This is a genomic window from Opitutus sp. (assembly GCA_024998815.1).
Lineage (GTDB): Bacteria > Verrucomicrobiota > Verrucomicrobiia > Opitutales > Opitutaceae > Rariglobus.
The window spans coordinates 765,581-792,120 of record JACEUQ010000003.1; the positions used below are offsets into that span (position 1 = coordinate 765,581).

The 26,540-nt window shown below is 61.0% G+C and carries 24 protein-coding genes and 1 pseudogene; 7 read left to right on the forward strand and 18 right to left on the reverse strand.

The genetic code is table 11. From position 1 onward, the window contains the following. Window positions 1-184: 184 nt before the first annotated feature. From H2170_18235 to rpmF, 5 genes are read right to left on the reverse strand one after another with little or no spacing between them, the layout of a single operon-like run. On the reverse strand, window positions 185-691 hold the full coding sequence (locus H2170_18235) for a hypothetical protein (GenBank protein MCS6302014.1): 507 nt from the start codon (window positions 689-691) through the stop codon (window positions 185-187). A 38-nt stretch (window positions 692-729) separates the two neighbouring features. Beyond that, a complete protein-coding gene (locus H2170_18240; protein ID MCS6302015.1) occupies window positions 730-1,800 on the reverse strand; it encodes a tetratricopeptide repeat protein in 1,071 nt (356 codons plus the stop codon). An 11-nt stretch (window positions 1,801-1,811) separates the two neighbouring features. Continuing rightward, window positions 1,812-2,801, reverse strand: coding sequence for a ketoacyl-ACP synthase III (locus H2170_18245; GenBank protein MCS6302016.1), 990 nt, complete (start codon window positions 2,799-2,801; stop codon window positions 1,812-1,814). Between the two features lie 46 nt (window positions 2,802-2,847). Then, the gene (gene plsX, locus H2170_18250; GenBank protein MCS6302017.1) at window positions 2,848-3,936 is read right to left on the reverse strand and encodes a phosphate acyltransferase PlsX; all 1,089 of its coding nucleotides are present in this window, start codon (window positions 3,934-3,936) and stop codon (window positions 2,848-2,850) included. A gap of 43 nt (window positions 3,937-3,979) precedes the next feature. Next, complete coding sequence (gene rpmF, locus H2170_18255) at window positions 3,980-4,159, reverse strand: 50S ribosomal protein L32 (protein ID MCS6302018.1); 180 nt, start codon at window positions 4,157-4,159, stop codon at window positions 3,980-3,982. A 184-nt stretch (window positions 4,160-4,343) separates the two neighbouring features. On the opposite strand from rpmF, the gene H2170_18260 reads away from it, so the two are divergent. Continuing rightward, window positions 4,344-5,168, forward strand: a complete 825-nt coding sequence (locus H2170_18260; GenBank protein MCS6302019.1) for an NAD(P)-dependent oxidoreductase — start codon at window positions 4,344-4,346, stop codon at window positions 5,166-5,168. Window positions 5,169-5,322: 154 nt separating this feature from the next. Here H2170_18260 and H2170_18265 read toward each other — a convergent pair whose 3' ends face one another. From H2170_18265 to H2170_18275, 3 genes are all read right to left on the reverse strand, one after another. Continuing rightward, window positions 5,323-6,666 (reverse strand): thymidine phosphorylase, encoded by a 1,344-nt coding sequence (locus H2170_18265; GenBank protein ID MCS6302020.1) that lies wholly within the window; start codon window positions 6,664-6,666, stop codon window positions 5,323-5,325. A 118-nt stretch (window positions 6,667-6,784) separates the two neighbouring features. Beyond that, window positions 6,785-7,219 (reverse strand): hypothetical protein, encoded by a 435-nt coding sequence (locus H2170_18270; GenBank protein ID MCS6302021.1) that lies wholly within the window; start codon window positions 7,217-7,219, stop codon window positions 6,785-6,787. Between the two features lie 47 nt (window positions 7,220-7,266). After that, window positions 7,267-8,607, reverse strand: a complete 1,341-nt coding sequence (locus H2170_18275) for an ISAs1 family transposase (GenBank protein MCS6302022.1) — start codon at window positions 8,605-8,607, stop codon at window positions 7,267-7,269. Window positions 8,608-8,690: 83 nt separating this feature from the next. Between H2170_18275 and ltrA the strand changes: the two genes are divergently transcribed. From ltrA to argC, 5 genes are all read left to right on the forward strand, one after another. Then, a complete protein-coding gene (ltrA, locus tag H2170_18280; GenBank protein MCS6302023.1) occupies window positions 8,691-9,740 on the forward strand; it encodes a group II intron reverse transcriptase/maturase in 1,050 nt (349 codons plus the stop codon). A 587-nt stretch (window positions 9,741-10,327) separates the two neighbouring features. Continuing rightward, window positions 10,328-10,936 carry a nucleotide exchange factor GrpE gene (locus H2170_18285; GenBank protein MCS6302024.1) on the forward strand — a complete coding sequence of 203 codons (609 nt, stop codon included), beginning with the start codon at window positions 10,328-10,330 and terminating at the stop codon, window positions 10,934-10,936. 8 nt (window positions 10,937-10,944) lie between these two features. Then, window positions 10,945-12,099, forward strand: a complete 1,155-nt coding sequence (dnaJ, locus tag H2170_18290; GenBank protein MCS6302025.1) for a molecular chaperone DnaJ — start codon at window positions 10,945-10,947, stop codon at window positions 12,097-12,099. Between the two features lie 8 nt (window positions 12,100-12,107). After that, window positions 12,108-12,704 carry a phosphoribosylglycinamide formyltransferase gene (purN, locus tag H2170_18295; GenBank protein MCS6302026.1) on the forward strand — a complete coding sequence of 199 codons (597 nt, stop codon included), beginning with the start codon at window positions 12,108-12,110 and terminating at the stop codon, window positions 12,702-12,704. A 173-nt stretch (window positions 12,705-12,877) separates the two neighbouring features. Beyond that, entirely contained in the window at window positions 12,878-13,828 is a 951-nt protein-coding gene (gene argC / locus H2170_18300) for an N-acetyl-gamma-glutamyl-phosphate reductase (protein MCS6302027.1), read from the forward strand. 85 nt (window positions 13,829-13,913) lie between these two features. On the opposite strand, the gene H2170_18305 is transcribed toward argC, so the two are convergent. Next, window positions 13,914-14,423, reverse strand: coding sequence for a hypothetical protein (locus H2170_18305; protein MCS6302028.1), 510 nt, complete (start codon window positions 14,421-14,423; stop codon window positions 13,914-13,916). A gap of 232 nt (window positions 14,424-14,655) precedes the next feature. Further along, window positions 14,656-16,044, reverse strand: a complete 1,389-nt coding sequence (dnaA, locus tag H2170_18310; GenBank protein ID MCS6302029.1) for a chromosomal replication initiator protein DnaA — start codon at window positions 16,042-16,044, stop codon at window positions 14,656-14,658. Window positions 16,045-16,513: 469 nt separating this feature from the next. On the opposite strand from dnaA, the gene H2170_18315 reads away from it, so the two are divergent. Beyond that, a complete protein-coding gene (locus H2170_18315; protein MCS6302030.1) occupies window positions 16,514-17,674 on the forward strand; it encodes a hypothetical protein in 1,161 nt (386 codons plus the stop codon). A 462-nt stretch (window positions 17,675-18,136) separates the two neighbouring features. On the opposite strand, the gene H2170_18320 is transcribed toward H2170_18315, so the two are convergent. From H2170_18320 to H2170_18355, 8 genes and pseudogenes are all read right to left on the reverse strand, one after another. After that, the gene (locus H2170_18320) at window positions 18,137-18,709 is read right to left on the reverse strand and encodes a nitroreductase (protein ID MCS6302031.1); all 573 of its coding nucleotides are present in this window, start codon (window positions 18,707-18,709) and stop codon (window positions 18,137-18,139) included. A 69-nt stretch (window positions 18,710-18,778) separates the two neighbouring features. Next, complete coding sequence (locus H2170_18325; GenBank protein ID MCS6302032.1) at window positions 18,779-19,939, reverse strand: hypothetical protein; 1,161 nt, start codon at window positions 19,937-19,939, stop codon at window positions 18,779-18,781. Window positions 19,940-20,401: 462 nt separating this feature from the next. Beyond that, the gene (locus tag H2170_18330) at window positions 20,402-20,872 is read right to left on the reverse strand and encodes a response regulator (protein MCS6302033.1); all 471 of its coding nucleotides are present in this window, start codon (window positions 20,870-20,872) and stop codon (window positions 20,402-20,404) included. Window positions 20,873-21,062: 190 nt separating this feature from the next. Beyond that, complete coding sequence (locus H2170_18335) at window positions 21,063-22,862, reverse strand: GAF domain-containing protein (GenBank protein MCS6302034.1); 1,800 nt, start codon at window positions 22,860-22,862, stop codon at window positions 21,063-21,065. Between the two features lie 238 nt (window positions 22,863-23,100). Then, window positions 23,101-23,472, reverse strand: a complete 372-nt coding sequence (locus H2170_18340; GenBank protein ID MCS6302035.1) for a hypothetical protein — start codon at window positions 23,470-23,472, stop codon at window positions 23,101-23,103. A 33-nt stretch (window positions 23,473-23,505) separates the two neighbouring features. Further along, window positions 23,506-23,802 (reverse strand): annotated as a pseudogene (locus H2170_18345) (circadian clock protein KaiB). A gap of 152 nt (window positions 23,803-23,954) precedes the next feature. Further along, complete coding sequence (gene kaiC / locus H2170_18350; GenBank protein ID MCS6302036.1) at window positions 23,955-25,769, reverse strand: circadian clock protein KaiC; 1,815 nt, start codon at window positions 25,767-25,769, stop codon at window positions 23,955-23,957. Window positions 25,770-26,353: 584 nt separating this feature from the next. Then, on the reverse strand, window positions 26,354-26,540 hold a 187-nt coding region (locus H2170_18355), incomplete at its 5' end, for an ATP-binding protein (protein MCS6302037.1).

Sequence of the window (26,540 nt, forward strand, 5' to 3'; positions counted from 1 at the left end):
CTGTCACTCACCGGTGTTCGCCGTAACCTGCTCGGCGCGGGAATATTAATTCCCAATCAAGATGAGGCGAATTGGCCAAGGACGGCCAACGCTAGACGGATTCCGAAACTGTAGGGTTGGCCTTCCCGGCCAATTCAACCCACCTTGAAAACGAATTGGTAAACGCAGGCCCGGCGGCCGACTTTTACCAGGTGTCGAGCGTGGCGCTGCGGATGTTTTTCGCCAGGATTTCGGCGAGCAACGGCACGTTGTTGTACTCGGCCTGAAGCTGGCCGCTATCGCCAAAAACTTCACGCGAAGCCGAGGCCTTGCGGTTTTCGAAAATGAAGTGGTTGTCGCGGTTGTCGCGCAAGGAGGCCTCCGCCTCGACGGTGACATCAAAATTGCGCGCTAAACCGGTGTCGTCACGGCGTCCGGTTTTACCCGTGCGGCCGTATTTGAGCAGGCGCACCGTGAGGGTGGCTTCGGCCTCCTCGGGGGTGTTGACGAGGATGATGCGGGGGTCCTGCAGGAAGGACTCGCGCAATTGGGTGCTGATGATGGCAACGGCTTGGGGCAAGTTGCTCTCGTTGACCACGGGGGCGACGTAGAGCGTGCGGAAGGTTAACTTGCCGCCGGTGCCGAGTTGATAGTTGGCGCAGCCGGTGAAGAAGAGCAGGCCGATAAAACCGAAGAACAGGGATGCGCGCATAGAGAAGGAGGGGGTCGCAACAGCAACCCAGGTGGGAATTAGAACAGCCAGAAGCTACGTTTGGGCTTGGGGCGGGGAATCGCGGGGGCAGGCGGGAGGGCTGCGGCTTTGGCTTTGATTTCCTTTTTCTCGACTGCGGCGAGGCGCTGGCGAGCCACTTCGGCGACGGAGGAATCCGGGTAGGCGGTGATCGCCTCGTTGTAGAGCACGCGTGCGGCCTTGAAGTTGTCGCGTTTGTAGAAATAGAAATCGCCGATCACGATTTTGCTTTCGGAGAACGTCTTGCGCACCTCGGTCAAGCCCTTGTCCACGGCGGGGACATTGGTGTCGGCGGGGAACAGGATCAGGAAGTCTTGGTAATAGGTGATCGCCTGCTGGGTGGAGGCCTGATCGTAAGCCGGGCCCTGCACTAGGGAGGCGTGGGTTTGCGCGAGTTTCAGGTAAGCGTCGGGGGCGAGCAGGCTCTGTTGGTAGTCGTTGATCATGCGATCGAGCGCATCAATGGCCTCGTCGGGCTCGCCTAGTTTCTGGTGGCCGCGAGCCACGTTCATCAGGGACAACGGGGCGTATTCACTGTGGGGCGCGGTCTCGACGATTTTCTCGAAGAACTCGATGCCCTTGGAGCGGTTCTTAAAGCCGGGGATCCAGCCGAAATAACGCGGGCGTTTGCCCTCTAAAAGGTCGTTGGCGATGAGGTATTGCTCGCCGATGATCGAGTTGAAGCGAGGGGAGTTGGGGTACTTGGAGACGACGTCCTGGAAGGAGTCGAAGGCTTTGACGTACTGGCGGCGAACGTAGCGGATGTGCGCTGAGCGAAACAAGGCTTCAGCCGCATACACCGAGTTGGGGTACTTCTTGGCGACGCTTTCATAGCGTTTCATCGCTGCGGAACGGCGTCCGTGCTCCTCGTCGGCGCGAGCCTTGTTCATGGCATCCAGAGCGTTGCGATCCGGCTCGGGGAGTGCGCCGGCGAGCACACCGCCCTCGGCTTTCCAACCGGTTTGGGGCGTCCAGACCAAGTCGGCCCGCAGGTCCGCAAGCGGAATCAGCGCCAACGCTAGGCCTAAAACGGCGAGTGAGGAAAGGGCGCGAGCGAATGAGGTGAACATGTCGTAAAGAATTACCAGCGAACCAGTGCGGAACCATAGGTCAAGCCTGCCCCAAAGGCGACCAGCAGGGTGGTGTCACCCGGTTTGATGCGCCCGGTGCTGCGCGCCTCGTCAAGGGCCAGGGGGATGGAGGCGGCCGAGGTGTTGCCGTAGCGCTCGAGATTAACGAAGAAGCGCTCGGGCGGAAGTTTGAGGTGCTGGCCGATCGCCGCGATGATGCGCAGATTGGCCTGGTGGGGGATCACGCAATCGATCGCCGAGGCTTCGATGTGATGGTGGGCGAGGATTTCGCGGGCCGCCTGCTCCATTTCGCGCACGGCATTTTTGAAGATCTCGCGACCCTTCATGGTAATGGTGCTCGGCGGCCGAGGGGCATCGGCGGCGGTCTCGCCGGGGGCGCACTCCTTCTCGGGGATACACAGCAGATGCGCGTGGGCGCCTTCGGCATAAAGTTTGGTGCCGATGATCTGCGCGGTGCCTCGTGCAGGCCCCAGCACGACCGCACCGGCGCCGTCGCCAAAAAGTACACACGTGGTGCGATCCTTCCAGTCGACCACCGTGGACATACGCTCTGCCCCAATGACCAGGGCGTGGCGGTAGCGGCCCGAGCCGAGCATCGCCCACGCGGTGTCCAGCGCATAGATAAAGCCTGAGCAGGCTGCATTCAGGTCAAAGCAGGCGGCGTGGCTCAACACCCCGAGGTGGTGCTGGACGAAGCATGCCGTTGACGGCATGGGCATGTCGGGCGTCACCGTGGCCACGATGATCAGGTCGATATCGGCGGCGGTTAAACCGGCGTCGGCAATCGCGATTCGTGCCGCCTCCGACGCCATGTGGGAGGTGGTTTCGTCCTTGGCGGCGATGTGGCGCTCGCGGATTCCGGTGCGACTGAAAATCCACTCATCGGACGTATCAACGCTTTGGGATAGCTCTTCGTTGGTAAGAATCCGGGGCGGGGCGTACGAGCCGGTGCCGAGGATAGCGATGGCAGGGGAACCCATGATAAATCAGCTCAAAAGCACGGAAATTCGGCCGGTCTCCAGCGCGTTAAGCGCTCGGGGCTGCTTGAGCCGCGTCTGCTGGCGCTAGGGGCGGGCTGATCAGCGCGTTGGCGCGAGCGGCGTCGGCGGTAATGAGGTGCAGCATGTCGGCTTTGATAATTTGGTTGGCCGCACGGATCGCGTTTTTGATCGCGATGCGGCTACTGGAGCCATGCGCCTTGAGCACGTTGCCGCGCAGACCCAGCAACGGGGCGCCGCCGTAAACTTCCGGGTTCATGCGTGCCTTGAGCGCCTTGAATGCGCCCTGCGAGAGGATCGCCCCGCCCATGCGCAGCGGGTTCGCCTTGAGCTCGGTTTTGAGCGTGGCGGAGAAAAAGTGAGCCAGCGATTCCCAGCTCTTGAGCAGCAGGTTGCCGACAAAGCCGTCGCACACGGCGACGTCGCAATGGTCGGTGAAAACCTGAAACCCCTCGGTGGGGCCGACGTAGTTGATGAGGTCGCCCAGCTTTTTGAGGTGATCGTGGGTGGCGCTGATGAGGGCGTTGCCCTTGCCTTCCTCGGTGCCGATGGTGAGCAAGCCGACGCGCGGTTTGGCCACGCCGAGGACGATGCGCGCGTAGTGGGTGCCGAGCAGGGCGTTGTGAACGAGGTGCTCGGGCTCGGCCTCGGGGTTGGCGCCGGCGTCGATGAGGATAAAGTAGCCGTTTTTACGCGGGATAATCGCCGCCAGGGCAGGGCGTTCGATGCCGTCGAGCGTGCGCAGCTTAATGGTGCCGCCGGCCATGAGCGCACCGGTGTTACCGCAACTGACCACGGCTGCGGCCTCGCCGGACTTTACCAGCTCGATGGCCCTGAACATTGAGGCGTCCTTCTTGCGCTTGAGCGCAGGAATGGGCTTGTCGTCCATCGTGATCACCTCGGAGGCATGAAAAAGCCTCAACGAGGGGTGCCCGTTGAGGCCTTGGCTGGTGATCAGTGGTTTGAGCACTGCCTCATCACCGACAAGGGTGATGGGGCTCAGATCAGAAAACTCGGACAGTGCCAGCTGGACCGCCGCCACCACTTCGGCTGGGCCCAAATCGGCACCCATTGCGTCGACCGCGATGCGTGCAGTTTGGCCGGTAGAAGAGGCCATCGCGAGGGATGGTAAAGGCGTTACAGCGGGGTGAACGTGAGGATTAGACCTCGACGTTGACGACTTGGCGGCCGCGGTAGGTCCCGTTGACGGGATTCACGTGGTGGGGGCGGAAAGCGGTGCCATCGGTAGGATCGCGGGCGATTTCAGGAGCTTTGAAGGCGTTGGCTGCGCGGCGGTTAGCGCTGCGGCGTTTGGATTGCTTGCGTTTCGGATTTGCCATGGTCGGTGTGGATTAAAGGGTGAGTGACGGTCGTGTGACGAGGTCTGTTATGAGTGGTAAAGGTGGAACGTAGAGGCCCGCGCTTTAATTCGTCAAGTGCTATCATGAAACGATGCTGATTGGGCTGGGTTGGTAACGCTTGGGTTGCGCCAACGCGACGGGCCTCCATTAAAACTGAGCTCCTATGAAAATCGGCATCATCGGCTTGGGCATCATCGGCGGGGTTTGGGCACGACATTACGAGTCGGCGGGTCTGCTTGGCGGAGCGTGGAACCGCACACCGCAGCCGGATTTCCCGCGCTGGCTAAGTTCGGCTGAGGCCGTGGCTGCGGCCGTCGATGTCGTTCACATTGTAGTCGCCGACCCGCCCGCCGTGCGCGGGGTCATCGAACGCATCCTGCCCGCGCTCGGGCCCGGCAAGGTGGTCGTGCAATCGAGCACCATTGATCCGCACAGCAGCGACGAGTTTCGCCGCCTTGTGATGGCGACCGGAGCTGGTTACCTGGAAGCGCCTTTCACGGGTAGCAAACCGGCCGCCGAGCAGCGCCAGAGCGTGTTTTACCTGGGCGGCGACGCGGCGCTTATCGCGGAGGTTGAACCCCTGCTGGCGCTGGTTTCGCAGGCGCGTTTCCACATTGGCGACCATCGGCAGGCGGCCACTCTGAAGCTGGCCATGAACCTCAACATTGCCGCGCAGATGCAGGCGCTATCCGAAGCCCTCGCGCTGGCCCGCCGGGCTGGAATTGGCGACGAGATGTTTTTCGCGGCATTGGGCAAAAACGTCAGCTACTCGGGGCTGGTTAAATTAAAGGAGCCAAAGCTGCGTACGGGCGATTTTGCGCCGCAGTTTTCGGTTAAACACATGCTCAAGGACATGCGCCTGGCATCGGGCATGAGCGGTTGCGAGGCGCTGCCCTTGCTCGCCACGGTGCACGAACAACTGGCACTCGCCGAGCAGGCGGGCTGGGCTGACGAGGATTTTTCGGCGTTGGTGAAGCTGGTGAGCTGAGCCCGTCCGCACATTGGCCGCAGCGCCTGGTGCGCGGGTTTCCTCGTCTGCCATACGTCCTGTCTTCATCGATACACGCAAAAAGGCCGTCCGGGTTTCCCTGGACGGCCTTGGTTAGCAACGTCGACTCGCGTTGCGTGCTGATCGTTTGCGCTTAAGCGACGCGCTCGACCACCAACGGGGGCGGGGTGGGGCGCTTGGGCGCGAGGCGATAGGCCTCCTTGAAGTAGTTGAGCGCGGTCTCGAGCTTCGATTCGTCGTTGTAGTGGATCATCATCAGCGGCTCGCCCTGCTTGACCTGGGTGCCGACCTTCTTGATTTCGGAAACACCCACCGAGTAATCCACCTTGTCGCCGGCCTTCTCGACGCCAGCGCCGAGGAGGTGAACGCCACGGGCGATCATCGCCGCATTGATGGTGTGAACATAGCCGCGCTTCGGGGCCGGGAGCTTGCGAATGTGTTTGGCCGCCGGGAATTTCTCCGGGTGGTCGATGAAAGCGGTGTCACCGCCCTGGGCTTTGACCAGCTCCTTGAATTTCTCAAGGGCCGAGCCGTCGCTGAGGTGGCGCAGCACGGTTTGTTTGGCCGAGAGAGTCGAGCCGGCGACGCCAGCCAGACGCACAATCTCCATGCCGAGCTTGAGGACGAGCTCCTTCATGTCCTCCGGACCTTCGCCCTTGAGCAACTGGATGGCTTCTTTGACCTCGAGGGCGGTGCCGACCGTGTCGCCGAGCGGTTGGTTCATGTCGGTGACCAGCGCGACGCAGCGGCGCTTGAGCGAGCGGCCGACGCGTGTCATCGAGCGGGCGAGTTGCTTGGCTTGCTCGAGGTCCTTGATGAACGAGCCGTTGCCCCACTTTACGTCGATCACGAGACCCTCGGAGCCTTCGGCGAGTTTGCGCGAAAGCACGGAGCCGGTGATCAGCGGCAGGCTGGGGATGGTGCCGGTTTCCTTGCGCAGTTCATAGAACTTGGCGTCGGCCGGGGCGAGTTTCGGGTCCTGCTCGACGATGGCACCGCCGATTTTGGCGAGCTGGTTGGTGAACGCATCGATCGATAAGTGGCTCTTGAAACCGGGGATGGAGCACAGCTTTTGCAGCGGGCTGATGATGTAGTCGTGTTCTACGCCGCTCATCATCGGCACCACGACACCGCTCGCCATAGCCAAGGGAACCAGCACGAGAGAGGTTTTATCACCCACGCCACCGGTTGAGTATTTGTCGATCTTGGGCTTGGCGATGTGAGACAGGTCGATGACTTCGCCGGAGAGCATCAGCTCTTCGGTCAGGATTGCGGTTTCCTGCGCGGACATCTGCTGGAAGAAAATGGTCACCAAAAGCGCCGCCAGCTGGTGCTTGGGAATGTCCTCATCCAGCGTGGAATCAATGATGTAGCGAATTTCCTCTTGGGTGAATTCCTGACCGTCGCGTTTCTTTTCAATGAGAGAGTTAAACGACGGCTTGATGAATCGGCGTGAAGGGATCGTGCGTTTGGTCATGTAGGAGTGTGATTTAGAAAATAGGGTTGTCAGCTGGACGTAAATTTTAAACCCAGAACAAACTCCCTAGGAATGTCGAGCCAAAATCCAGGGCGCACCCGCGTGGCGCAGCGCCGATTCATAGCGGGAAGTTTACCGAGGTAAGTGCGCGGAGCGCGCGACGGTCATGATTTTCGGACATGTGGGCGATAAAGTCGGAGGTATAAAGGTGGCGTTTTTTAGTTCGTTGACCGCGCCAGTGCATGAACAGGCTGTTGGCCCAGCGGTTGAACATGCCGTGGATGCGCACCGCGTTCGGGCGGCGTAATCGGCAGCGATCATCCTGGCGCGAGGCGTCGAGGCGGGCATGCAAACCGGTCTCGATTCCCCAGTGCGCAATGTTGACCTCCAGCCATTGGGCGGGAGTCAACTCGGCGGCGGGGCGACTGGTGATCAGCGCCACGGTCTCGGTGGGCTTGCCGTGGCGTTTTCGGCAGATTCTCGCGGCTTGCGCCACCAGGGGGAAGCAGGCGCTTTCCGCGCTCAACTCGCGCGCCACCAGGGTGCGCGTCACGGGGTGCTTCTTTTCCTGGGTGGTACGTTGCTCGGCAGCGGGATCTTTTAACGGGTCAAAAAAGGGGCGCCCGGATCGGGCACTTGCGCTGCTACGATTTTCTGCAAGCCGGGCTGATTGCCTTTGACGGTGAACAGGTAGTCGCCGCCATGCTCCAGTACGATCGCCCGCGCGGTGTCCGCCTGGGTATGCAGGGCATCAAGGCTCACGAGTTTATCGACCAAATCGAGTCTCTCACACAGGGCGCGGGCGGCGGGAATCTCGTTACTTTTTTCGGCGACGACCTCGCTGCCGAGATAAAACAAGCTCGGCGAGGTAACCGCGGTCACGACGTTTTGTCCGCCGCTGTGCTTGGGGACTTTGCCGTCGATGACCACGATCTCGGTGGCGGGAGGCTCGCCTCGCACCTGGCGTTGGTGGGCGAGTAAAACCTCCTCGATGCGCGCGGCCTGCACACGGGCGAACAGACGGCTGAAGGTGGGCTGGCTGGGAGCGCCGTATTTGCCGCGGCGGCGGATCACCCCGAGGGCTTGGCGTTGGACCGGGGAGAGCCGGCGGGCGAAAGCGGCCAGGTCACGTTGGCCGCGGGGTGCTCCGGCCAGATAGGCCGCCGCCGTGATCGCCAGCAGCGCGTGCAAGGGATAGGCCCCGATGTAGGCGCGGTATTCAGGCACTTGCCGGAAGGCCTCCGCCAGGCTGATTAAATCGGGGGCCTTCAGGGTACTTCGCACCGGAACTTTCGCCTCCACCGCAGCCAGCGAGGGTTTGATCTGCCCTGCCTGAAGAGCTCTCCGGGCCCGGGGCTCCAGCTCGCGCACAAACAAGCGCTTGGGCTTGGCGTGGTGCTCGTAGTAATCGCGCGACTTACGCGTGTTGCCCTTGGTCAGGCCCAACTCGGTCCACCCGGATGCCTTGTATACACTTCCCGTAAAACGCTCGGGGTCGACGAAGGTTTCCACGACGAGCACGGGGTGCTCGTAACGCGACTGCCAGTCGGCACTGAGCCGGCCGAGCACCCGGCTCAAAACCGCCGAGCCCAAGTTGGGCACCGCCGGCTTGGGCAGCAGCAGGAACCGCACGTTGTTGACCACCAGCGCCAATCGGCGTCGGCGCTGTTCTCCACTCCAGCCAATCCACGCCTCCCGGCCGCGCAGGTGCAGCGCCGCCGCCGCAAACACCAGCACCGCCACCCAGGTGCCCTGCGCATCGCTCACCGCGTACAGCAGCCGCTCGCCCACCGGTTTCACCGCGCCCAGATAGTGATGCTCCTCAAGCAGCCCCTGCGCTCGGGCGTTTAACTCGGGGCTGTCTAGCACCTGCACCTGCAAGTGGCGCAGCGAAATCACCTCCCCTTGGGGGTTCGACGGGTTCGTTTCGGCCGGCATCATTCACCCAGCCAAAATGATTTCCTGGGGCTTGTCCCGCTTATTCCGCTCCTTTGTTAGTATTCAGGTGTTTAGCTGTTCAATGAATCGGCGGTGGTCCGGTCCTGCGCGTCTATATATGGAAGGATCAGGCCAGGACCAAACGTCGTGCGCTGGGCATCCCTACGGTGAAAGACCGGGTGGTGCAAAGCGCGGCGGTGATCGTGTTGCAGCCAATCCTAGAGGCGGACTTCCATGACCATTCCTACGCCTACCGGCCGAAACGTCGGACCCATCAGGCGATGGACAAAGTTAAAGAGGCCCTGCTGAGCGGAAAGGTGGAGGTGGTGGACGCGGATTTATCGAGCTACTTCGATATGATCCCGCACCGCGAACTCCTGCAATTGGTGGCCAAACGGGTGAGCGATGGGAGCGTGTTGCGTTTAATAAAAACGTGGCTGCGCGCACCCATCGTGGAAGAGGACCGGGACACGGGGTGCCGCAAGGTGAGCGCGAACCGGTGTGGCACGCCACAAGGCGGAGTTATATCGCCTCTGCTGGCGAACCTCTACCTCAACGACCTCGATCATGCGGTGAATGAGAAGTGCGAACAAAAGCCGACGATGGTGCGTTACGCCGACGACCTCCTGATCCTGTGCAAACCGGGTCAAGGGGCGGGGCTGCAAACGCGACTGAAACGGTGGCTGGAGGCACGTAAGTTAAAGCTCAACGAAGAGAAAACCCGACTGGTGGATACACGAAAGGAAGGCTTTGAGTTCCTCGGTTTTTCCGTCGCATGGCGGCAAGGCATGAAGAGCAAACGAAGATATCCGCACGTGGAACCCAGTGCGAAAAGTCAGGCCAAGTTACGCGACAAAGTGCGGATGGAGCTAGATGTGCGAACGCGCAACCAACCGGCGGTGGCGGTGGTCCGCAAGGTCAACCAAATCACTCGCGGTTGGGCGACGGCGTTTCATTACGGCAACAGCACGCACGTGTTTAGTAAACAGCAGGTCTTTGTTCGTAACCGGCTACGCCGGTGGCTGTGGCGAAAGTATAGCCGCACCCACGGACTCTTCGAGTTCTTCACCGACGACCGTTTGCATGGTCAATACAAACTATGGCACTGGCCGCTTACGGCGGCTTGGAAGCAATGAACTCCGCTGAAACCAAACCGAAAGAATGGGGACTCGGTAAGCCGTGTGCGGGAAAACCGCTTGCACGGTTTGACGAGGGGGAGGGTCGCGCTGACGGGTTACCGACGCGCGGCTCTCTCTACTCTACTAAACGGCCAAACTCCAGACCTTGAGCTCACGCTCAAGGGCACAAGGGGTGTGTTCGCGAAGCGTGTGGCCTTGAGCGTGAGCTCAAGGATTCGGCTGATCTGCGTTCGACTAGTCAGGGGCCAAACTCCAGAGCGCAGACTTCCAGTCTGCTCTGCTTGAGCTCCGGAAAGTCGCTGAAGCAGACTGGAAGTCTGCGCTACTTTTCAGAACCAGCCCGCACGGAGGTGGGCTGTGACTTTGGGCGACGCCGATGCGAAAGGCTGCGGACGCGAGAACGAGTAGGAGTAAGAGAATGATTGCGGAGGGACGACCTCCGTGCCGTCCGTGCTGAATTCCGGTTCAAGCCGCGCCCGAATCGGCGCGCTAGGATCTTCCTCGCTTCTAAGCGCAGGGAAAATGCCTCCCGGCTCGCTAGGAAACTTGAAGAACGGCCGAACGCTTGATTAGGTGTGCGTTTTATGAACGCGACCGACTCCGAAGCCAACTCCCCGACTGCCACTCAACCTGCCGTGAATTCCGCTCCCTCACCGGCTCCGGCCAGCCCCGCTCCCGAGGCCGCCCCGGCACCCGCCGCCCCCGACTCAGCCGAACTGCTCGCCACCGCCAAAAAAGAGGCGGCCGACAACTATGACCGCTACGTGCGCTCGGTGGCCGACCTCGAAAACCACCGCCGCCGCACCGTTCGCGAAAAGGAAGAGCTGCGCCAGTTCGCCGCCTCCCGCGTCCTCGAAGACTTGCTGCCCGTCATCGACAACCTCGGCCTCGGCTTGGCCGCAGCCAAAGCTCCCAACGCCGACCTCAAAACGCTCGTTGGCGGCATTAGCATGGTCGCCGAACAGTTGAAAAGCTCCCTCGCCAACCACGGTCTGAAGGAAGTTAACCCACTTGGCCTGTCCTTTGACCCGAACCTCCACGAGGCCATTTCGCAGCAGCCCAGCGCCGAGGTTGCCGAGGGTTCCGTCATCACCGTGGTGCGCGTGGGCTTCACCCTCAACGGCCGCCTCCTGCGTCCTGCCTCCGTCATCGTCTCCACCGGCCCCGCCGTGATCGAAGCGACCACCGCCTGATTATTCCCATGGCCCAACAAGATTACTACGAACTGCTCAGCGTCGAAAAAGGCGCCAATGACGAAGAACTGAAGAAGGCCTACCGCAAAAAGGCGGTGCAGTTTCACCCGGACAAAAATCCCGGCAACAAAGAGGCCGAGGAGATGTTCAAAAAGGTCTCCGAGGCCTACGAGGTGCTCAAGGACCCGCAGAAACGCGCGGCCTATGATCGCTACGGCCACGCCGCCTTCCAGCAGGGTGGCGGCGCCGGCCCGCGCGGCCCCGGCGGCGGTGGTGGCTTCCATGACCCGTTTGATATCTTCCGCGACGTCTTTGGCGGCGGCGGAGGAGGCGGCGGTGGTGGCGGGGTATTCGACGAGATGTTTGGCGGCGGCGGTGGACGCGGTGGCGACCGCGACGGCTCCGACCTGCGCTACGACCTCGAAATCACGCTCGAAGAGGCAGCCAAGGGGCTCGAAAAAGAAATCTCTTTCCGCAAGGCCGTCACCTGCGAACGGTGCAGCGGCAATGGCGCCGAGCCCGGTTCCAAAAAGGTGCTGTGCCCGACGTGCAAAGGCCACGGCCAGGTGCGTCGCAGCGGCGGTATTATCACCTTCACGCAGACCTGCCCGACCTGCGGCGGCAGCGGTCAACGCGTCGAGAAACCCTGCTCGGCTTGCCGGGGCGAGGGACGCACCGCCAAGACCACCAAGCTCACCGTTCGTGTGCCGGCCGGCGTCGAAACCGGCTCGCGCCTGCGTTCCAGCGGCAACGGCGAGGCGGGCCTGGCCGGCGGCCAGGCGGGCGACCTTTACATCGTGATCAACGTGCGCGACCACGAACTGTTCGAGCGCCACGGCAACGACCTGTTCTGTGAGATTCCGATCAAGTTCACCCTCGCCGCCCTCGGTGGCAGCATCGAGGTGCCCACGCTCTTCGGCAAAGCCTCGCTCAAGATCCCGGCCGGCACGCAAAGCGGCACCACCTTCCGCCTCAAGGGCAAGGGCATGCCCAATTTGCGCGGTGGCTCCGCTGGCGACCAGCTCCTGCGCGTCCAGGTCGAGGTGCCGCAGTCGCTCTCGCCCGAGCAGCGCAAGCTCCTCGAGGACTTCGCCCGCGTCAGCGGCGATGCCGAAGAGCCCACCTCGAAGTCCTTCTTCGAAAAAGCGAAAAAGTTCTTCTGAGCCGCCCCATGCGTCTTGTTATCCTCGGTTCCGGTCGCGGCTCCAACGCCGAAGCCATCCTTGTTGCCCAACGCGAGGGTCGGCTCGGCCGGGCCGGGGTCGTGCAGATCTTCTCCGACCAGCCCGCCGCGGGCATCCTCGGCCTCGGGGAGCGCTTTGGCGTGCCGGCCGCGTTTCTCGATCCGGCGCCGTTCAAAACCAAACTCGATGGCGAGGGCGAGCAGCGCTACATCGCCGCGATCCAGGCCTGCCAGCCCGACTTGGTCGTGCTGGCCGGCTTTATGCGCGTGATCAAACCGGCCTTCCTCGCCGCCTTTGCCGGTAAAATCATCAACCTGCACCCGAGCCTGCTGCCCAGTTTCCCCGGTCTCGACGGCATCGGCCAAGCCTGGCGGCGCGGCGTCAAAGTCGCCGGCTGCACCGTGCATTATGTCACCGCCGAGATCGATGGCGGCCCGATCATCGACCAGGCGGTCGTGCGCATCGAAGCCGCCGATACAGCGGAGAGTTTCGCGCAAAAAATCCACGCCGCCGAACACGCGCTGCTACCAGCGGTCATTGCCCGCCTGAGCACCGTGAAACCAGATGGAGCGGGCGCGGTATAATGTGTTATTCAACGACCTCATGGGCGGGACGCCCATGCCACTTCCGGATAAACTTTAGTGCTTTGGGCGTCTCGCCCCTATTCTGATACTTAGCGTGGCATGGGCGTCCCGCCCATGTCCGGTGCTAGCTTTTAATTCCCCCTGCCATTCTCAATCCGAGTTTAATGTCCCCCATGAAAACCAAAATCTTTGTCGACGGCCAAGAGGGCACCACCGGCCTGCAAATCCACGAGCGCCTCGCGCTGCGTCCCGAGCTGGAGATGATCGAGATCGATCCGGCGTACCGCAAGGATCCCACCGCCCGCGCCGCCTGCCTGAATGCCGCCGACGTCGCCTTCCTTTGCCTGCCTGATTCCGCGTCCAAGGAATCGGCCTCGCTGGTGGTTAACCCTCGCACCTGCATCATCGACGCCTCGACCGCGCACCGCGTTGATCCGTCTTGGGTATACGGCGTTCCCGAGCTGGGTGCCGAATACCGCGAGGCGATTCGCACCAGCAAGCGCATCGCCAATCCCGGCTGCCACGCCACCGCCTTCGCCCTGGCGATCCGCCCGCTCGTGCAACGCGGGCTCATCCCGGCGGATTTCCCGCTCTCCTGTTTTTCCATCACCGGCTACAGCGGCGGCGGCAAAAAGATGATCGCCGACTACGAGGCGACGCCCCTGCCGCAGGCGCTCAAGAGTCCGCGCCCCTACGCGCTCGGCCTGATGCACAAGCACTTGCCCGAGATGAAGGTGCATGCCGGCCTGGCCAACGCGCCGATTTTCACGCCCATCGTGAGCAGCTTTTATCAAGGCCTGACGATCACCGTGCCGTTGCCGCTGCGCCAGTTGCCGGTCTCCCCGAGCCCGCAGGCGCTGCACCACGCACTTGTTGAAAGCTATGCCGGCGAGCGCTTTATCCGCGTGCTGCCGTTTGGTGACGAAGGCGTGCTCGATAGCGGCTTTTTTGACGTGCAGGCCAACAACGGCACCAACCGCTGCGACTTGGCGGTGTTTGGCCACGCCGACCAAGCGGTGGTCATGGCGCGCCTGGACAACCTAGGCAAAGGCGCCTCGGGCGCTGCTATCCAGTGCATGAACTTGCACCTCGGCCTCGACGAAGGCACGGGGCTCGTCGCCTAAGAGCGCCCCTCGGGAAAAGTAGCGCAGACTTCCAGTCTGCTCGGTTTGCTCGGAGAAGCAGACTGGAAGTTTGCGCTACTCTTGCTCAGAGCCCGCGGCGCTGGAGTTCGGCTTCCAATTGGCGCATGAAATCCTGCGCGTCGGCCGGGGTGGGGCGGTAGCCGGGTTGGCTGATCTCGGTGAAACCGGGGCGACCTTGGTGGTCGATGAGCCACTTACCCGTTACGCCGTCGCTGAAGGTGACTTTGCCACTGGCCAGCGCATTGGGCAGCAGGGTGATCTTGTCCACATCCACCGTCACGCCGCCACCGTGCGGGGGCACGGCGCCCTCGGCCAGGTCGTCCTCGGCGGGCAGGCCGGCTTCGGGGCTCGGCTTGGGCGCGGCGGCGGGCTGCGCCTTGCTCACGTCGTTGGCGTCGGCCTTTTGCGGCGCGTCTTTGAGGTGGAGGTCGAGGTCGTCCACCAAAAAGCGCACGTCCATGTAGGTGAGTGCGATACTGAAGTGCTCACGGAGCTTTTTTTGGATCTCGGAGAGGTTGTCTCCGGCGGTGACCCAGCTGGCAACGGTGGCGGTTTGTTCGGGGGTGAGGCTCATGTCGTTTAACGATTTAAACGCGGATTAGATGAATGACCACGGATTTTTCAATCCGTGTTCTAATCTTTCGCGTGGGGAGCCGCGCATCTGAGTTTTTGGCGCCCCCGTGCGGAGCGCTGAGCTCCAGCTCGGCTCGGAAAGATCGAGCGCTAAACCCGCAAAGGCCGAGCTGGAGCTCAGCGTTCCCGCCGCAACAGGTCCGGCGCCGCCCCCGGCTGGGGGGGGCCGGCACTCAGCGGCTGAGCTGGTTGCGCAGGAACTCGATGGCGCCGCGCGCGGTGGAGTCCTGCTCCATCATGTTGTCCACGGATTTGCAGGCGTGGATGACGGTTCCGTGGTCGCGGCCACCGAAGGCGTCGCCGATTTCCTGCAGCGAGTGTTTGGTCAGGGTGCGGCTCAGGTACATCGCGATCTGGCGGGGGATGGCGATGTTGTTGGGGCGGCGCTTGCTGGTCATGTCGCTGTGGCGGATCTGGTAGTGATCGGCCACGCGTTTCTGGATGATCTCGATGGTCAGCTGGTTCTGGGCCTGCTCCATGAGCACATCCTGCAGCAGCATCTCGGTGGCCGGCAGGTCGATGACCTTGCCCGTGAGACTGGCGTAGCTGGCGACCTTGATCAGCGCGCCTTCGAGGCGGCGGATGTTTTTGGAGATGTGGAGGGCAACGAAGTTGGCGACGTTGGCCGGGATGTCGAATTTGAGGGTCGCCGCCTTGGTGCGCAGGATCGCCAGGCGGGTCTCGAAGTCAGGCGCCTGGATGTCGGCGGGAAGTCCCCACTCGAAGCGCGAAACCAAGCGGGCCTCGAGTTTCTGGATGTCGGCGGCGCGGCGGTCGCTGGACAAGATGATCTGTTTTCCCGACTCAAAGAGGTCGTTAAACGTGTGGAAAAACTCCTCCTGGATACGCTCCTTGCCGGCGAGGAACTGGACGTCGTCGATGAGCAACACATCGACGCTGCGGTAGCGCTGGCGGAACTTGGTTAACGAGTTCTCCTGCAACGCCTGAATGAAGTCGTTGGTGAACTTTTCGGTGGACAGGTAGGCGACCTTGGCATCGGGCTTGGCGCGCAAAATCGCGTGGCCGATGGCGTGCATCAGGTGGGTTTTACCCAGGCCGGTGTCGCCGTAGAGGAAAAGCGGGTTGTAGGCCTGCGCGGGGGACTGGGCTACGGCCATGGCGGCGGCGTGGGCCATTTGGCAATTGGAGCCGACCACAAAGGTCTCGAAGGTGTTGCGCGGGTTGAGCGAGCCGATGTAGGCGCCGCTGCCGCGTTCGTCGTAACGGGCGGTGCGTTTGGCGGCGGCGGGCTTGGTGCGGGGCGAAGGGGCGGTTTCGCTGGCGGCGCTGGAGGAATCGGTGGCAGCCGTGGATTTCTTAAGTTTGACGGTAACCGCCCGGCCGGCTGCCAAGCGCAGGCGCTGGACGATCAGGTCGAGGTAGTTGTCGTTGATCCAGATCGCGGCGAAATCATTGGGCACCCCGAGGGTCAGCGCGTCCTCCGTAGCTTCGAGGCAGATAATCGGCTCGAACCAGAGTTGGTAAACATCCTCCGGAAAGAGTCCTTTGAAATCGCTTTTGACGATTTCCCAAAGGGACGTGGAGGTGGTTACGGGAGGCATGAAAAGGAGGACGGAAATGGACTGAACTATGAATTATTCACACGAAGCGCCGAGTGGTGGCTGGAGGGCACGTCGTCGGGATCAAAACTGGTCGCAAGGTTGGGGAGCAAAAGGGGGGCGCGCCATCGTTAATGTGGGTTAAGCGGCAGGTTTAAATTAAGTGCCTGTTAGCTAGTGTGATGGGTGCTTTTATGGGAGCGGTGCGGCAAGCGGATCGGACGAAGACGTATCAAAGAGCCACCGGAGCGATCCGGATGAATTAGTGGGGCGCGAATAACGGGTAAGGGTCGGGTGGATTCAAGCTCAAGTTTCTACCAAGTTATTCACAATGGGAATGCGGATAAGTTTTTCACTTTTTGGGGTTGCCAAGGTGGTAGGGTTTTACCCCACACGGTGACGCCTCGGGTGAGCAACGATAACGCTCGGGCGCGGGCTTGCCTGAGGGGGCTTCAAGGGGCTTACTCCGCTCATGACCGATGACCTTTTCCTAGAGGATGTGGAACGGCGGGCTTTTCGGTACTTTTTCGATACGGCGCATCCGCACACCGGCTTGATTCCCGACCGGGCCCGGGCCGACGGCTCCAAACCGGGGGAAATGGCCAGCATTGCCGCCGTCGGCTTCGGCCTCACCGCGCTGGTGATCGGCGCGGAACGCGGCTGGGAGTCGCACGCCGAGTGCCGCGCCTGTGCCGAACGCGTGCTGCGCACCCTGTGGCGCGACGTGCCCCACGAGCGGGGCTTCTTTTTTCATTTTGTCGATATGCGGACCTGTGCAAGGGCATGGAATTGCGAGGCTTCTAGTATTGATACGGCACTTGCGGTATTCGGCGCCCTGTCGGCCGGGCGGTACTTCGGCGGCGCGGTGGCCGACCTGGCTCAAGCGATCGAGGCCCGCGTTGATTGGCCCTGGCTGGTCGATGAGGCTGGACGTATCCGCCATGGTTGGACGCCTGAGCACGGACTCATGCCCTACAGCTGGGATCAGTATTCGGAGCATTACGGGATGACTTGGTTTGCCGTGCATGGTGCGACCCGCCGTGCGCCCGTCTCGACTTGGACCGCTTGGCGGCGCACGCCCTGGGTGGACTACGCCGGCGAGCGCTTCCTGCAACACCCGCCGCTCTTCGTGCACCAGTTCCCCCAGGCGTGGATGGATTGGCGCAGCTACACCGACCCGGTCAGCGGGCTTAACTTTTTTGCCAACGCCTGTGCGGCCACGCGGGCGCAAAAGCAGTTTTGCCTCGATCTCCGCGCGCGGTTTCCCGGCTACGAGGAAAATGTCTGGGGGCTCACATCCTCGGACGGCGCGGCTGGTTACATCGATTGGGGTGGGCCGGCGGTGCGTGCCGGAGAGGTGGATACGCGAATCGACGGCACCGTGGTGCCCTGCGCGGCGGCAGGTTCTTTGCCCTTTGTGCCTAGTGATTGTTTGGCGGTCCTGCGCGAGCTGCACACCCGCTGGGGCGACAAAATCTACGGCCCCTACGGTTTTGCCGACGCGTTTAATCCGCAGACCGGCTGGATCGGCACCGACGTGATCGGGATCGATCAAGGAATCACGCTGCTGATGGCGGAAAACCTTCGAACCGGTCTGGTGTGGAGGCTGATGGAACCATGGCGCCCGCAGTGAGCCTCTGAGCGGAGCGTGACTGCATCCAGCGAGCGCGGGACGACACGGAGGTCGTCCCTCCCGGGGCTGGGGCGGGAAAAGTAGCGCAGACTTCCTGTCTGCAATTGGCTTCCAAGGGATTGATCTGAGATGGCCGCGTCGAGGCTCGGTGGATTAACGCATTGATGACGCGCTTGTTGGTGAGGTGAATCGGGGCGCTCTGAATGCTGCGGGACGTTCGCCAGCTATAAAAATAGTTGGCCGGTCGCCTACCCCTAAGCGACCGGCCATTTGCTTTCTAGGTTACCCCAAAATGTCCCCGCTAAGCGGGAACAACGCCACCAAGCCAAAGCGGTTGGTCTTCGTCAATACTCGTTTTGCAATTTTTTGGGATTTTCCATGTAATCCTACTTAATTAATCTCATAAGAGTATGACTGTTATTAGTTAGTGATTTCTATTAAAGTAGGGTTTTACCTACTGTCTCATGCTTCGTGGAACGCCACGTGGTTTTCCAGGGGGTGGCGGGGTGTTTCGGCCGGTGCCATGCCTGCCTGGGCATAGCCGAGGTAAACCAGTCCGAGGGCACGGTGGGTGGCGTCGAGGCCTAGCCAGCTGGCAAATTCCACGCTCATGACCACCGGCGGGGTGCTCCAGAACGAACCGATTCCGTGCGCGTGGGCCGAGAGCATGAGGTTTTGCACGGCGCAGGCGGTGGCGGCGATTTCCTCGATCTCGGGGATTTTCCCCTGCGGCTCGGTGCGGACGAGCACGGCTATGACCACGGGCGCGAGTCGTGGGGTGGTGCCCAGTTTGGCGCGTTTGTCGGTCTGACGGGCGGATTCAGGGGTGATTTGGTCGTAGAGGGCGGGTAGGGCCTCGGCGAGGCGGTCGCGGCTCGGGCCGATAAAGACCTGAAAGCGCCAGGGCTGGGTCAGCCCATGGGTGGGCGCGCGGTGGGCGTCCGCGAGGATTTCTAGGAGTAGTTCCCGGGAAACCGCGCGGGCTGTATCCATTGCGGCGGGTTTAAGTGAGCGACGGGTGCTAAAGAGCGACATGCCGCTCACGCCAATCATCGGCGGCAGGATTGGCAAGCATCGCAGGGGAGGGCAACTGTGGCGCGGACCTTAATCCTCAACGGCGGGTGACCCCGCTGCTTCTTCCACCAGCGGAGTCATTGAACTGACGCGGTTTCCGTCGTGGGTGAGTGCGTAGAGCGGTACTGGAGGGGATTTATCTAGGCGTTTGATCAACGCCGGATCGGTGCGTTTGGTCAGTTCCAGCCAGTGCAGGCCGGTGGCTTCGCAGGCAAGAAAGCGGGCGTAGGGCTTGAAAATCTCAACCCGCCCCAAGACGCGAGCGGCGCTAGAACCAGCTGGGAGCTGGGAGCTAGGAGCTATGAGCTCAGAGCTAGGAGCTGGGAGCTGGGAGCTAGGAGCTGGGGAATCTGAAACCTGATCTCTGCGTGCTGAACTCTGATCTCTGATCAGTGGACTCTGGTTGGAGCCCTGCGAGCTGGGCGCGGCCGCGAGCACGAGGTAACTGTAGGCTTGGCTGCGCAGGTCGAGACCGGCGCGGTGGGAAAAACGCACCCAGTTCGAGTCGTTTTGAATGCCGGCAGGCGCCGAGGCGAAGAAGTGGCACCAGTCGCGCTCGTTGGCGGCTAGAAAAAGCGGGCAGTTTTCCCGGTGCGTGCAGGGAGCGACGATCTGGTGGGTCGTGCGCACTTGGTCGCGCACGGTGGCCAGGGTGCGGCTGTCGGCGTGCGTGCCCGGCTCGATCCATAACACGGCGGCAGCACCCGCCACGAGGGCGAGCAGCGCGGTGCGTTGCTCGGCGCTCAGTTCGTTAAAAACATGGCTGAGTACCAGCGTGTAGGACGCCGGAAGGCTGGCGGGGGTCGGTTCGCTGGCGATTTCCGTTACGGCGAGGGCGGGGAAGCGCGCGCGGGCTTGGTTGGCGGCGAAGGTGCGCGCGAGGGGCGAATGATCCCACACCTGAAGCGCGGTAAAATGATCGGTGCCCAAGGCGGCGGCGACCCGCCTTCCCGCGATTCCGCTGCCGCAGCCCCAGTCGATGAGGGTGGTGCCGGTCGGCGGGCGCCACTGGCGCAGGGTGAGTTCGCGCAGCAGTGCGTCCCATTTCCAGCCGATGCGCTCGGCGTAGGTCAGGTCGTAGCTGGCCAGATCGGAGAGGGCGGTCCAATAGGGGCCGGCGGCGGCACTGCCACTGAGAAACCCGGCGCGGAGGCGATCTAGGGCGGGCCAGTCGAGTTGTTCCCAATTCATGCGGCGGAGGGCGTTTTCAAGTCCGCAGGTGTGGCGTTTTTTCCGCCGAGGTCAAAGCGGATGAACGCCGGTGCAAACTCCGGGTACTCCACATCGTCCACATGCCTCTATAACTTTATTTGGTTCCTCGATGATTTCGGTGGGCACCCCAATCCATTGGCCACAAAAAACACCAAATGACACAAAAATGCGGGCCCCGATCAATTTAACCGCGAAGGCTCGCGAAGTTGCGCGAAGACTAACGCAATCAATTGAATTCATTCACTTTGCGTTCCTTTGGATCGTCTTCGCGGTTGAAAATCCGGCGTCTTGGTTTCGTTTTGCCTAGCCGCTGGAACGGTAAAAGAACCCTATTCAGCTGCCGGTGTTAGGCTCTGTGATCCTCTGTTTCATAGCTCAGGATCGTCTCTGTGATACCATTCCGGTTGCAGTCTCCTTGTTTTCCACGCCCCGCGTTTCCCTTCACTTGGCCAGATGCAGTTCCTCCACCGGTACGGCGATTCTGTTTTGGTTAAATTTTAGCCAGTAAGCACCTAGCGCATTCACCATCACCATAAACTGGTCGTAATTCACCGGTTTAATGACGTAACTGTTTGCCCCGCGGCCATAACCTTCAGCGATGTCGTGCTCCACACTCGAGGAGGTGAGGATCACCACGGGGATCATCTGGGTGCGCGAGTCACTTTTAATCTCTCGGAGCACGTCCAGCCCGTCGACTTTTGGCAGTTTGAGGTCGAGCAGAATCAGCTTGGGCTGCTGGTGCAGGTTACGGCCGAGGTGCGCCCCGCGGCCGAAAATATAGTCCAAGGCCTCCTGCCCATCCCTGGCCACCTGGATTTGGGTAGCGAGTTTCTGGCGGGTGAAGGCACGTAGCGTCAGCTCCACATCGTTGGGGTTGTCCTCCACGAGTAAAATTTCAACGGGCTCATTCATGATGTTTTCAAGCAGTAGTGAGTAACATTTAAAGTGCCGGATAAAACCAAGGCAGTTTAGCCGCGAAAGAACGCAAGGAGCGCAAAGAACAAACCCTGTATTTATATGCGTTCTCTGCGATCTTTCGCGGCTAAAAGGATCGAAGTATTCCGTTGGTTTTACAGGGCCGTTAGATCCGAAACCTTAGCTGTTACGGAATAGTAGGTTCGAGGGTGAAAAAAAAGCGGGTTCCTTTGCCGGGTTCGCTTTCGGCCCATACGCGTCCATGGTGCCGGTGGATGATGCGCTGGACGCTGGCTAGCCCTACACCGGTGCCAGGGAATTCGTCGTTGCGGTGCAGGCGTTGGAAAACACCGAACAACTTGCCCTTGTAGGCCATATTGAAGCCCGCCCCGTTATCGTGCACAAAAAACGTCGGTACTCCGTCCTGCTCCGTGCAGCCCAATTCGAGCCGCGCCTCGGTGGTTTTGGAGGTGAATTTCCACGCGTTGCCTAGCAGGTTTTCCAGTACCGAATGGAGCAAGGCGGGGTCGGCTTGCGCCACCAAACCCGGTGCCACCACGGCAGTCACGCGTCGCTCCGGATCCTGGCGCTGCAAGTCGGCGAGCACACCTAGGGCCAGAGCGCTGACATCCACGTTTGCGCGCCGTAACTCACTGCGATTCAGCCGCGATAGCTGCAACATGCTTTCGATCAAAAGACCCATGTGTTGGGTGGCCGTACGCACGCGCTCAAGGTGGCCTTTTTCTTCCGGATTCAGTCGTTCCCCGCAGTCTTCCATCAAAATCCGGCTAAATCCGTCGATTGAACGCAGGGGGGCGCGCAGGTCATGCGCCACCGTGTAAACAAACGCCTCCAGTTCCGTGTTGGCGGCTTCGAGCTCGGTGGTGCGCTCGCGCACCCGCTGCTCCAACTCCTCGTTGAGTTTACGGATCTGTGCCTCCGCCTTTTCATGCTCCGCGCGGGTGCGAAGGGCCGTGATGCCATAGGCGAGATCGTTGGCCAGCCCTTCGAGTAACTGGATTTCCTCGGCGTTAAACGCTCCACTGTTTTGCGAATAAATGCACAAAACACCCCAGGTGCCCGCCTCAGTCAGTAGGGGGAGCCCGATGCTTGCCGCGAATCCCGCGGTCAGCGCCCTTTTGCGCCAAGGATCGTAGTGGGCATCGGTCTGCAGTTCATTTACCACTACAGATTGGCCGCTTTGGATTGCCTTACTGGCTGGCCCTTGCACCGGGGAATCGTCCGCCCATGACAATCGAAGGTTTTGGAGGTAAGCGCTCCCTGTCCCCGCTCCGATTATCGGTTTAATCGTTTTGGCCTCATCGTGTTCCGCTGCGCCGACCCACGCGAGCGGGTAGCCTCCTTCACCGGCAATCGCCTGACAGATTTCGGCTAATAAATCCGTCTCCGTAGTCGCGTGAACCAGGACGTGATCGCAGGCGCTGACCATCCTTAGCGCTCGATTGCTGCGGCGTAGTGATTCCTCCGCCTGTTTGATTGCGGTGAGGTCCACCACCACGATTCCCAGTCTGAAATCCCCTAGAGTAACTAATCGGTTAACCGAAACTTGCACGGGCACAGTTTTGCCATCTCGGTTCAACAGATTGAGTCTGCCCGTGATCAACCGGTGTTGCCCTTCGTTTAACCAAGTCTGGAAAACCGGCCGCTCGGTTTCTGTTATCAAGGGGAGCAACGGGTTGCCGATGAGCTCCGGCAGGGGGGCTGCCAGAAGTTCGCCGAGGCGGCGGTTGGCGTAGAGCAGCGTGCCGTCGAGGGTGAGGGTGCCGGCCCCTTCGCCCATGGCCTCAATGAGTAAACGGTAGGGCGTCTCGGCCCCCTCCAGGCTGTAGACCTGTCCACCCATCATCAGCGCATCCACATCGCCCGTGCGGATCGCGTATAACGTGTCCTCGGCCTCGATCAGCCGCTGGAGCAGTTCAGCGTAGTCCGCAGGCGGTGTCGCTGAGGCATGAGCAGGCTCGTTCATGGGTGAAAAAAAAGGGGGGGGCGGACTTAAACTGATTCACGATCAAATTGGCCAGGGACGGCCAACGCTACACGCGGATCGAAATGTAGGGTTGGCCGTCCCGGCCAATTCAGCTCACCTTAAAAAAGAATTGTTATAAGGTGGGACCAGGTGCGGGAAGCCCATGCCACGCTGAGTTGGGCACGGGTGCCTCTCTCGTGACTTTGGGAATGGCTCATGATTTTTCCTTCGGCACTTTTCAGTGCTTGTGGGCTGAAGCGGGGGGTGGAGGGGCGGCACGCAAATCGAGTCCAACAAGCAGGCTTTGGATGTCGCTCATGTCGCCGACGAAGCGGCGTATCGGTTCCGGTAACTTACGGATCAAGGTGGGCACGGCCATGATCTGATCGCCTTCGGCCAGCAGGGGCTGTTGGTAGATGTCGACTACTTCGAGCGTGTAGCGTCCAGGCAGGTGTTCTTCGCAGATCTTGCGCAGGTTTTGAACGGCCAAGGTGGAGCGTGCCGTCATGCCGGCGATATACAGTCGTAGGACGTAGGGCGTTTCATCCGTTTCCGTCTCGGTTTCGATCTCCGGCTCGGTAGGCGGGGCTTGGTCGGGATTGGGTTTCATCGTTAAGGGGGATGTGGAGGGGGACTCTGCGCGGGGACTCAGATCTAGGCCGACCAGCACCCGGAGTTCGCTCGTGAGATCACCGATGATTTTTTTGAGCGGGTGCGGGAGCATGCGAACCAGGGTCGGAATCGCTATGATCTGGTGGCCGACCGCCAAGTTCGGGTGAATATGCAGGTCAATCACCTCGATTTCGTAACGCCCCGCCAGATGCTCTTGGCAGATGCGTTTGAGGTTGGCCAAGGCCAGGCTGGATTTCTGCGTGTGCCCGGCAATGTAAAGCCGTAAAACCCAGCTTTCGGGGGCGGCGGGATGGGGCTTGGTGGACATAACGCTGATCGGTTTGGGAAGTGGTGGGGGGATTTAACGCAAAGGCGCTAAGGGTGACGCAAAGATCGCTAAGAAAACCTCGGCATGACTTTGCGTCCTTGGGCGCGTTCTTTGCGGCTTTGCGTTAAAATGAACGGTTTTATCCCTGCGATTCAGTCGGCTTGGCGGGCGATGGACATGCGCCCTTTGTCGGCATGCTGGGTTTCCGCTAGCAGGCGCACCTGTTCACGCGCATGGGCCTTCTCGCTCTCAATGCCGGCAGTGCGGGCCTGCAGCATGGAGATTTGTGCCTTTAGGCTACGGTGCTCCAGGTCCAGCTCGCGCTCACGTTGTTCAGCGGCCTGCCGTGCGGACAACGCGGAGGCCCGATCCAGCGCCTGGCGGGTGAGCCGCCCTGCACCGGTGTAGTCTTCGCCGCTGCCGGTGTACACATCCAGCACCTCGATGCCCGTTTCGGTCAGGTTAAACTCACGCATCTGGTTGCTGTGCGCCATGCCTCGGCTCTTTAACACATAGATCAGCCGGTTTCGCTCGGTGGGTGTTTCGATCATCCTCAGCATGATCCACGTATCGATCATCGAGCTGATGCCCACCACTGAGTTCTCCAGCGGGACCTCGCTCCCAGTCAGGCTGGTGAATAGCGTGGTGATTCCCTGGCTTTTTAAGAAATCAATCAACCGCGTGAACATCGCCTTGATCTGCAATCGATCACCTAGGGAGGTGAGATTGGTGATCGGGTCCATGATCACCACCGAGGGGCGCAGTTGCGTGATTAAATTGTGCAGATGTAGGAGGTGCCCTTCCAGGCCGAAAATCGCCGGTTGAATCGAGTGTAAATGCAGCAGTCCCGACTTGAGCGGGGTCGCCAGATCGATCCCGATCGAGCTCATGTTGCGGATGAGCTGATCAGGCGACTCCTCCATGGGTAAAAACAGACAACGCTCGCCCAGCTTACAGATTTGGGCGGCAAAGCTGGCGGCGAGACTGGTTTTCCCGGTCCCCGACGTGCCCGACACCAAGATGCCGCTGCCCCGATAGAACCCCTTGCCTCCGAGCATCGTATCCAGCCGCTCGATCCCCGTGAGCACTCGCTTGTTGGAGGCCGCGTAGTTAAGGCTGAGTGAACTGATCGCCAGCACACTGAGTCCCTTGCTATCAATCAAGGCGGGGTACTCACTGGTCCCGTGGTGGGATCCGCGATACTTGATGATGCGCAGGCGGCGGGTGGACACCTGATTACTGGCGCGGTGATCGAGAAACACGACGCAGTCGCTGATGTATTCCTCCAGCCCGTGACGCGTGAGCTGGTTGTCACCCTGCTCTCCGGTGATGATGCTGGTGACGCCGGCTTCATTGAGCCAAGCGAAGAGCCGACACAATTCGGCGCGCACGCGTACTTCGTTGGGCAGGGCGGCGAAAATGGACTCCACACTATCGAGCACGACCCGTTTGGCCCCGATGGCCTTAATCGCCTGTCCGAGGCGGACAAAAAGGCCGTCCAGGTTGTAGTCGCCCGTCGCCGTGAGCTCACTGCGATCTATAACCACGTGATCGACGATGACCTGTTTACGCTGGATGAGGTCGGCCAGATCAATGCCGATTGAGGCGATGTTTTCGGCCAACTCCTTGGCGGTTTCATCAAAGGACAAATAGACGCCCGGTTCCTTAAAGTCGTGGGCCCCGTGCACGATGAATTCGACAGCGAGGATGGTCTTGCCGCTGCCGGCACCCCCACAGACCAAGGTCGAGCGGCCCCGGGGCAGGCCGCCGAAAGTGAGCTCATCGAGCCCGCGTATGCCGGTGGGGCACTTCAGGATGCCTTTGGGCGGAGGGTTGTTGGCCGCGGCCGATTTCCCGTGGCCGTTGGATTGGGGACGCTCGGACGGCTTGAGCCGGGAGTGGGGCGGGTTGGGCACCTTCACGGAGTCGGAGGGCGGGAGGTGACGGCGGGCGTGGGATGTTTTCATGGGGCTTCGAGACGAGGGGCGGGGTAACGGAGCGGGTCTAAAAAGGGATGGAGCGGCGCGGGATTTTGGCGGGGCATGCGACGACAAAATCCTAACACCGGAGAGACCGTGCCGTGGGCCTGCGGTTCGCGGATAAATGCGATCCGGATGAGGAATTCGCGGCGTGGCCGGAATCGTGGGCTCGGGAAAAGTAGCGCAGACTTCCAGTCTCAGACATCCTGACGCCCCTACGAGGCGAGAGACTGGATGCGGAACGTAGGTGAGACCATCCCCGACGAATCCAGTAGGGACTCCGTGTCTTTCTCTTTCCTCTTTATCTTAATCTTTCTCCCTCTGAATCCGTATTAGGCCGACAAATAAATTTCATAAAAACATATAGACTATATGTTTATGTCGTTAACAACGATTAGCGCAAGACCCTGACGAAAGAGAAAGATTAAGAGGAACGAGAACGAGTCGATCCCCTCGACCACGCCTTTAAACTGTGAGCGGCGGCGCGAACACCGTCTATTTCTGGCGGTTACAAAATCACCTGTCGTAAAAGCCGATGACCGGCCCCGCCAGGGGCCGATCATCAGGCCCGGTCAGCTTGCAGGTTCGTCGGCTAGGCGGTCTTTCATGCGGTAGGATTTGCCCTCGATGACGACGGTCTGGGCCCGGTGCAGTAGGCGGTCCAGGATCGCCGCGGTGATGCCAGCGTCGTTGTTAAAGATCCCTGCCCAGTGTTTGTAGGCCTTGTTGGTGGTGACGATCAGCGAGCCGCGTTCGTAG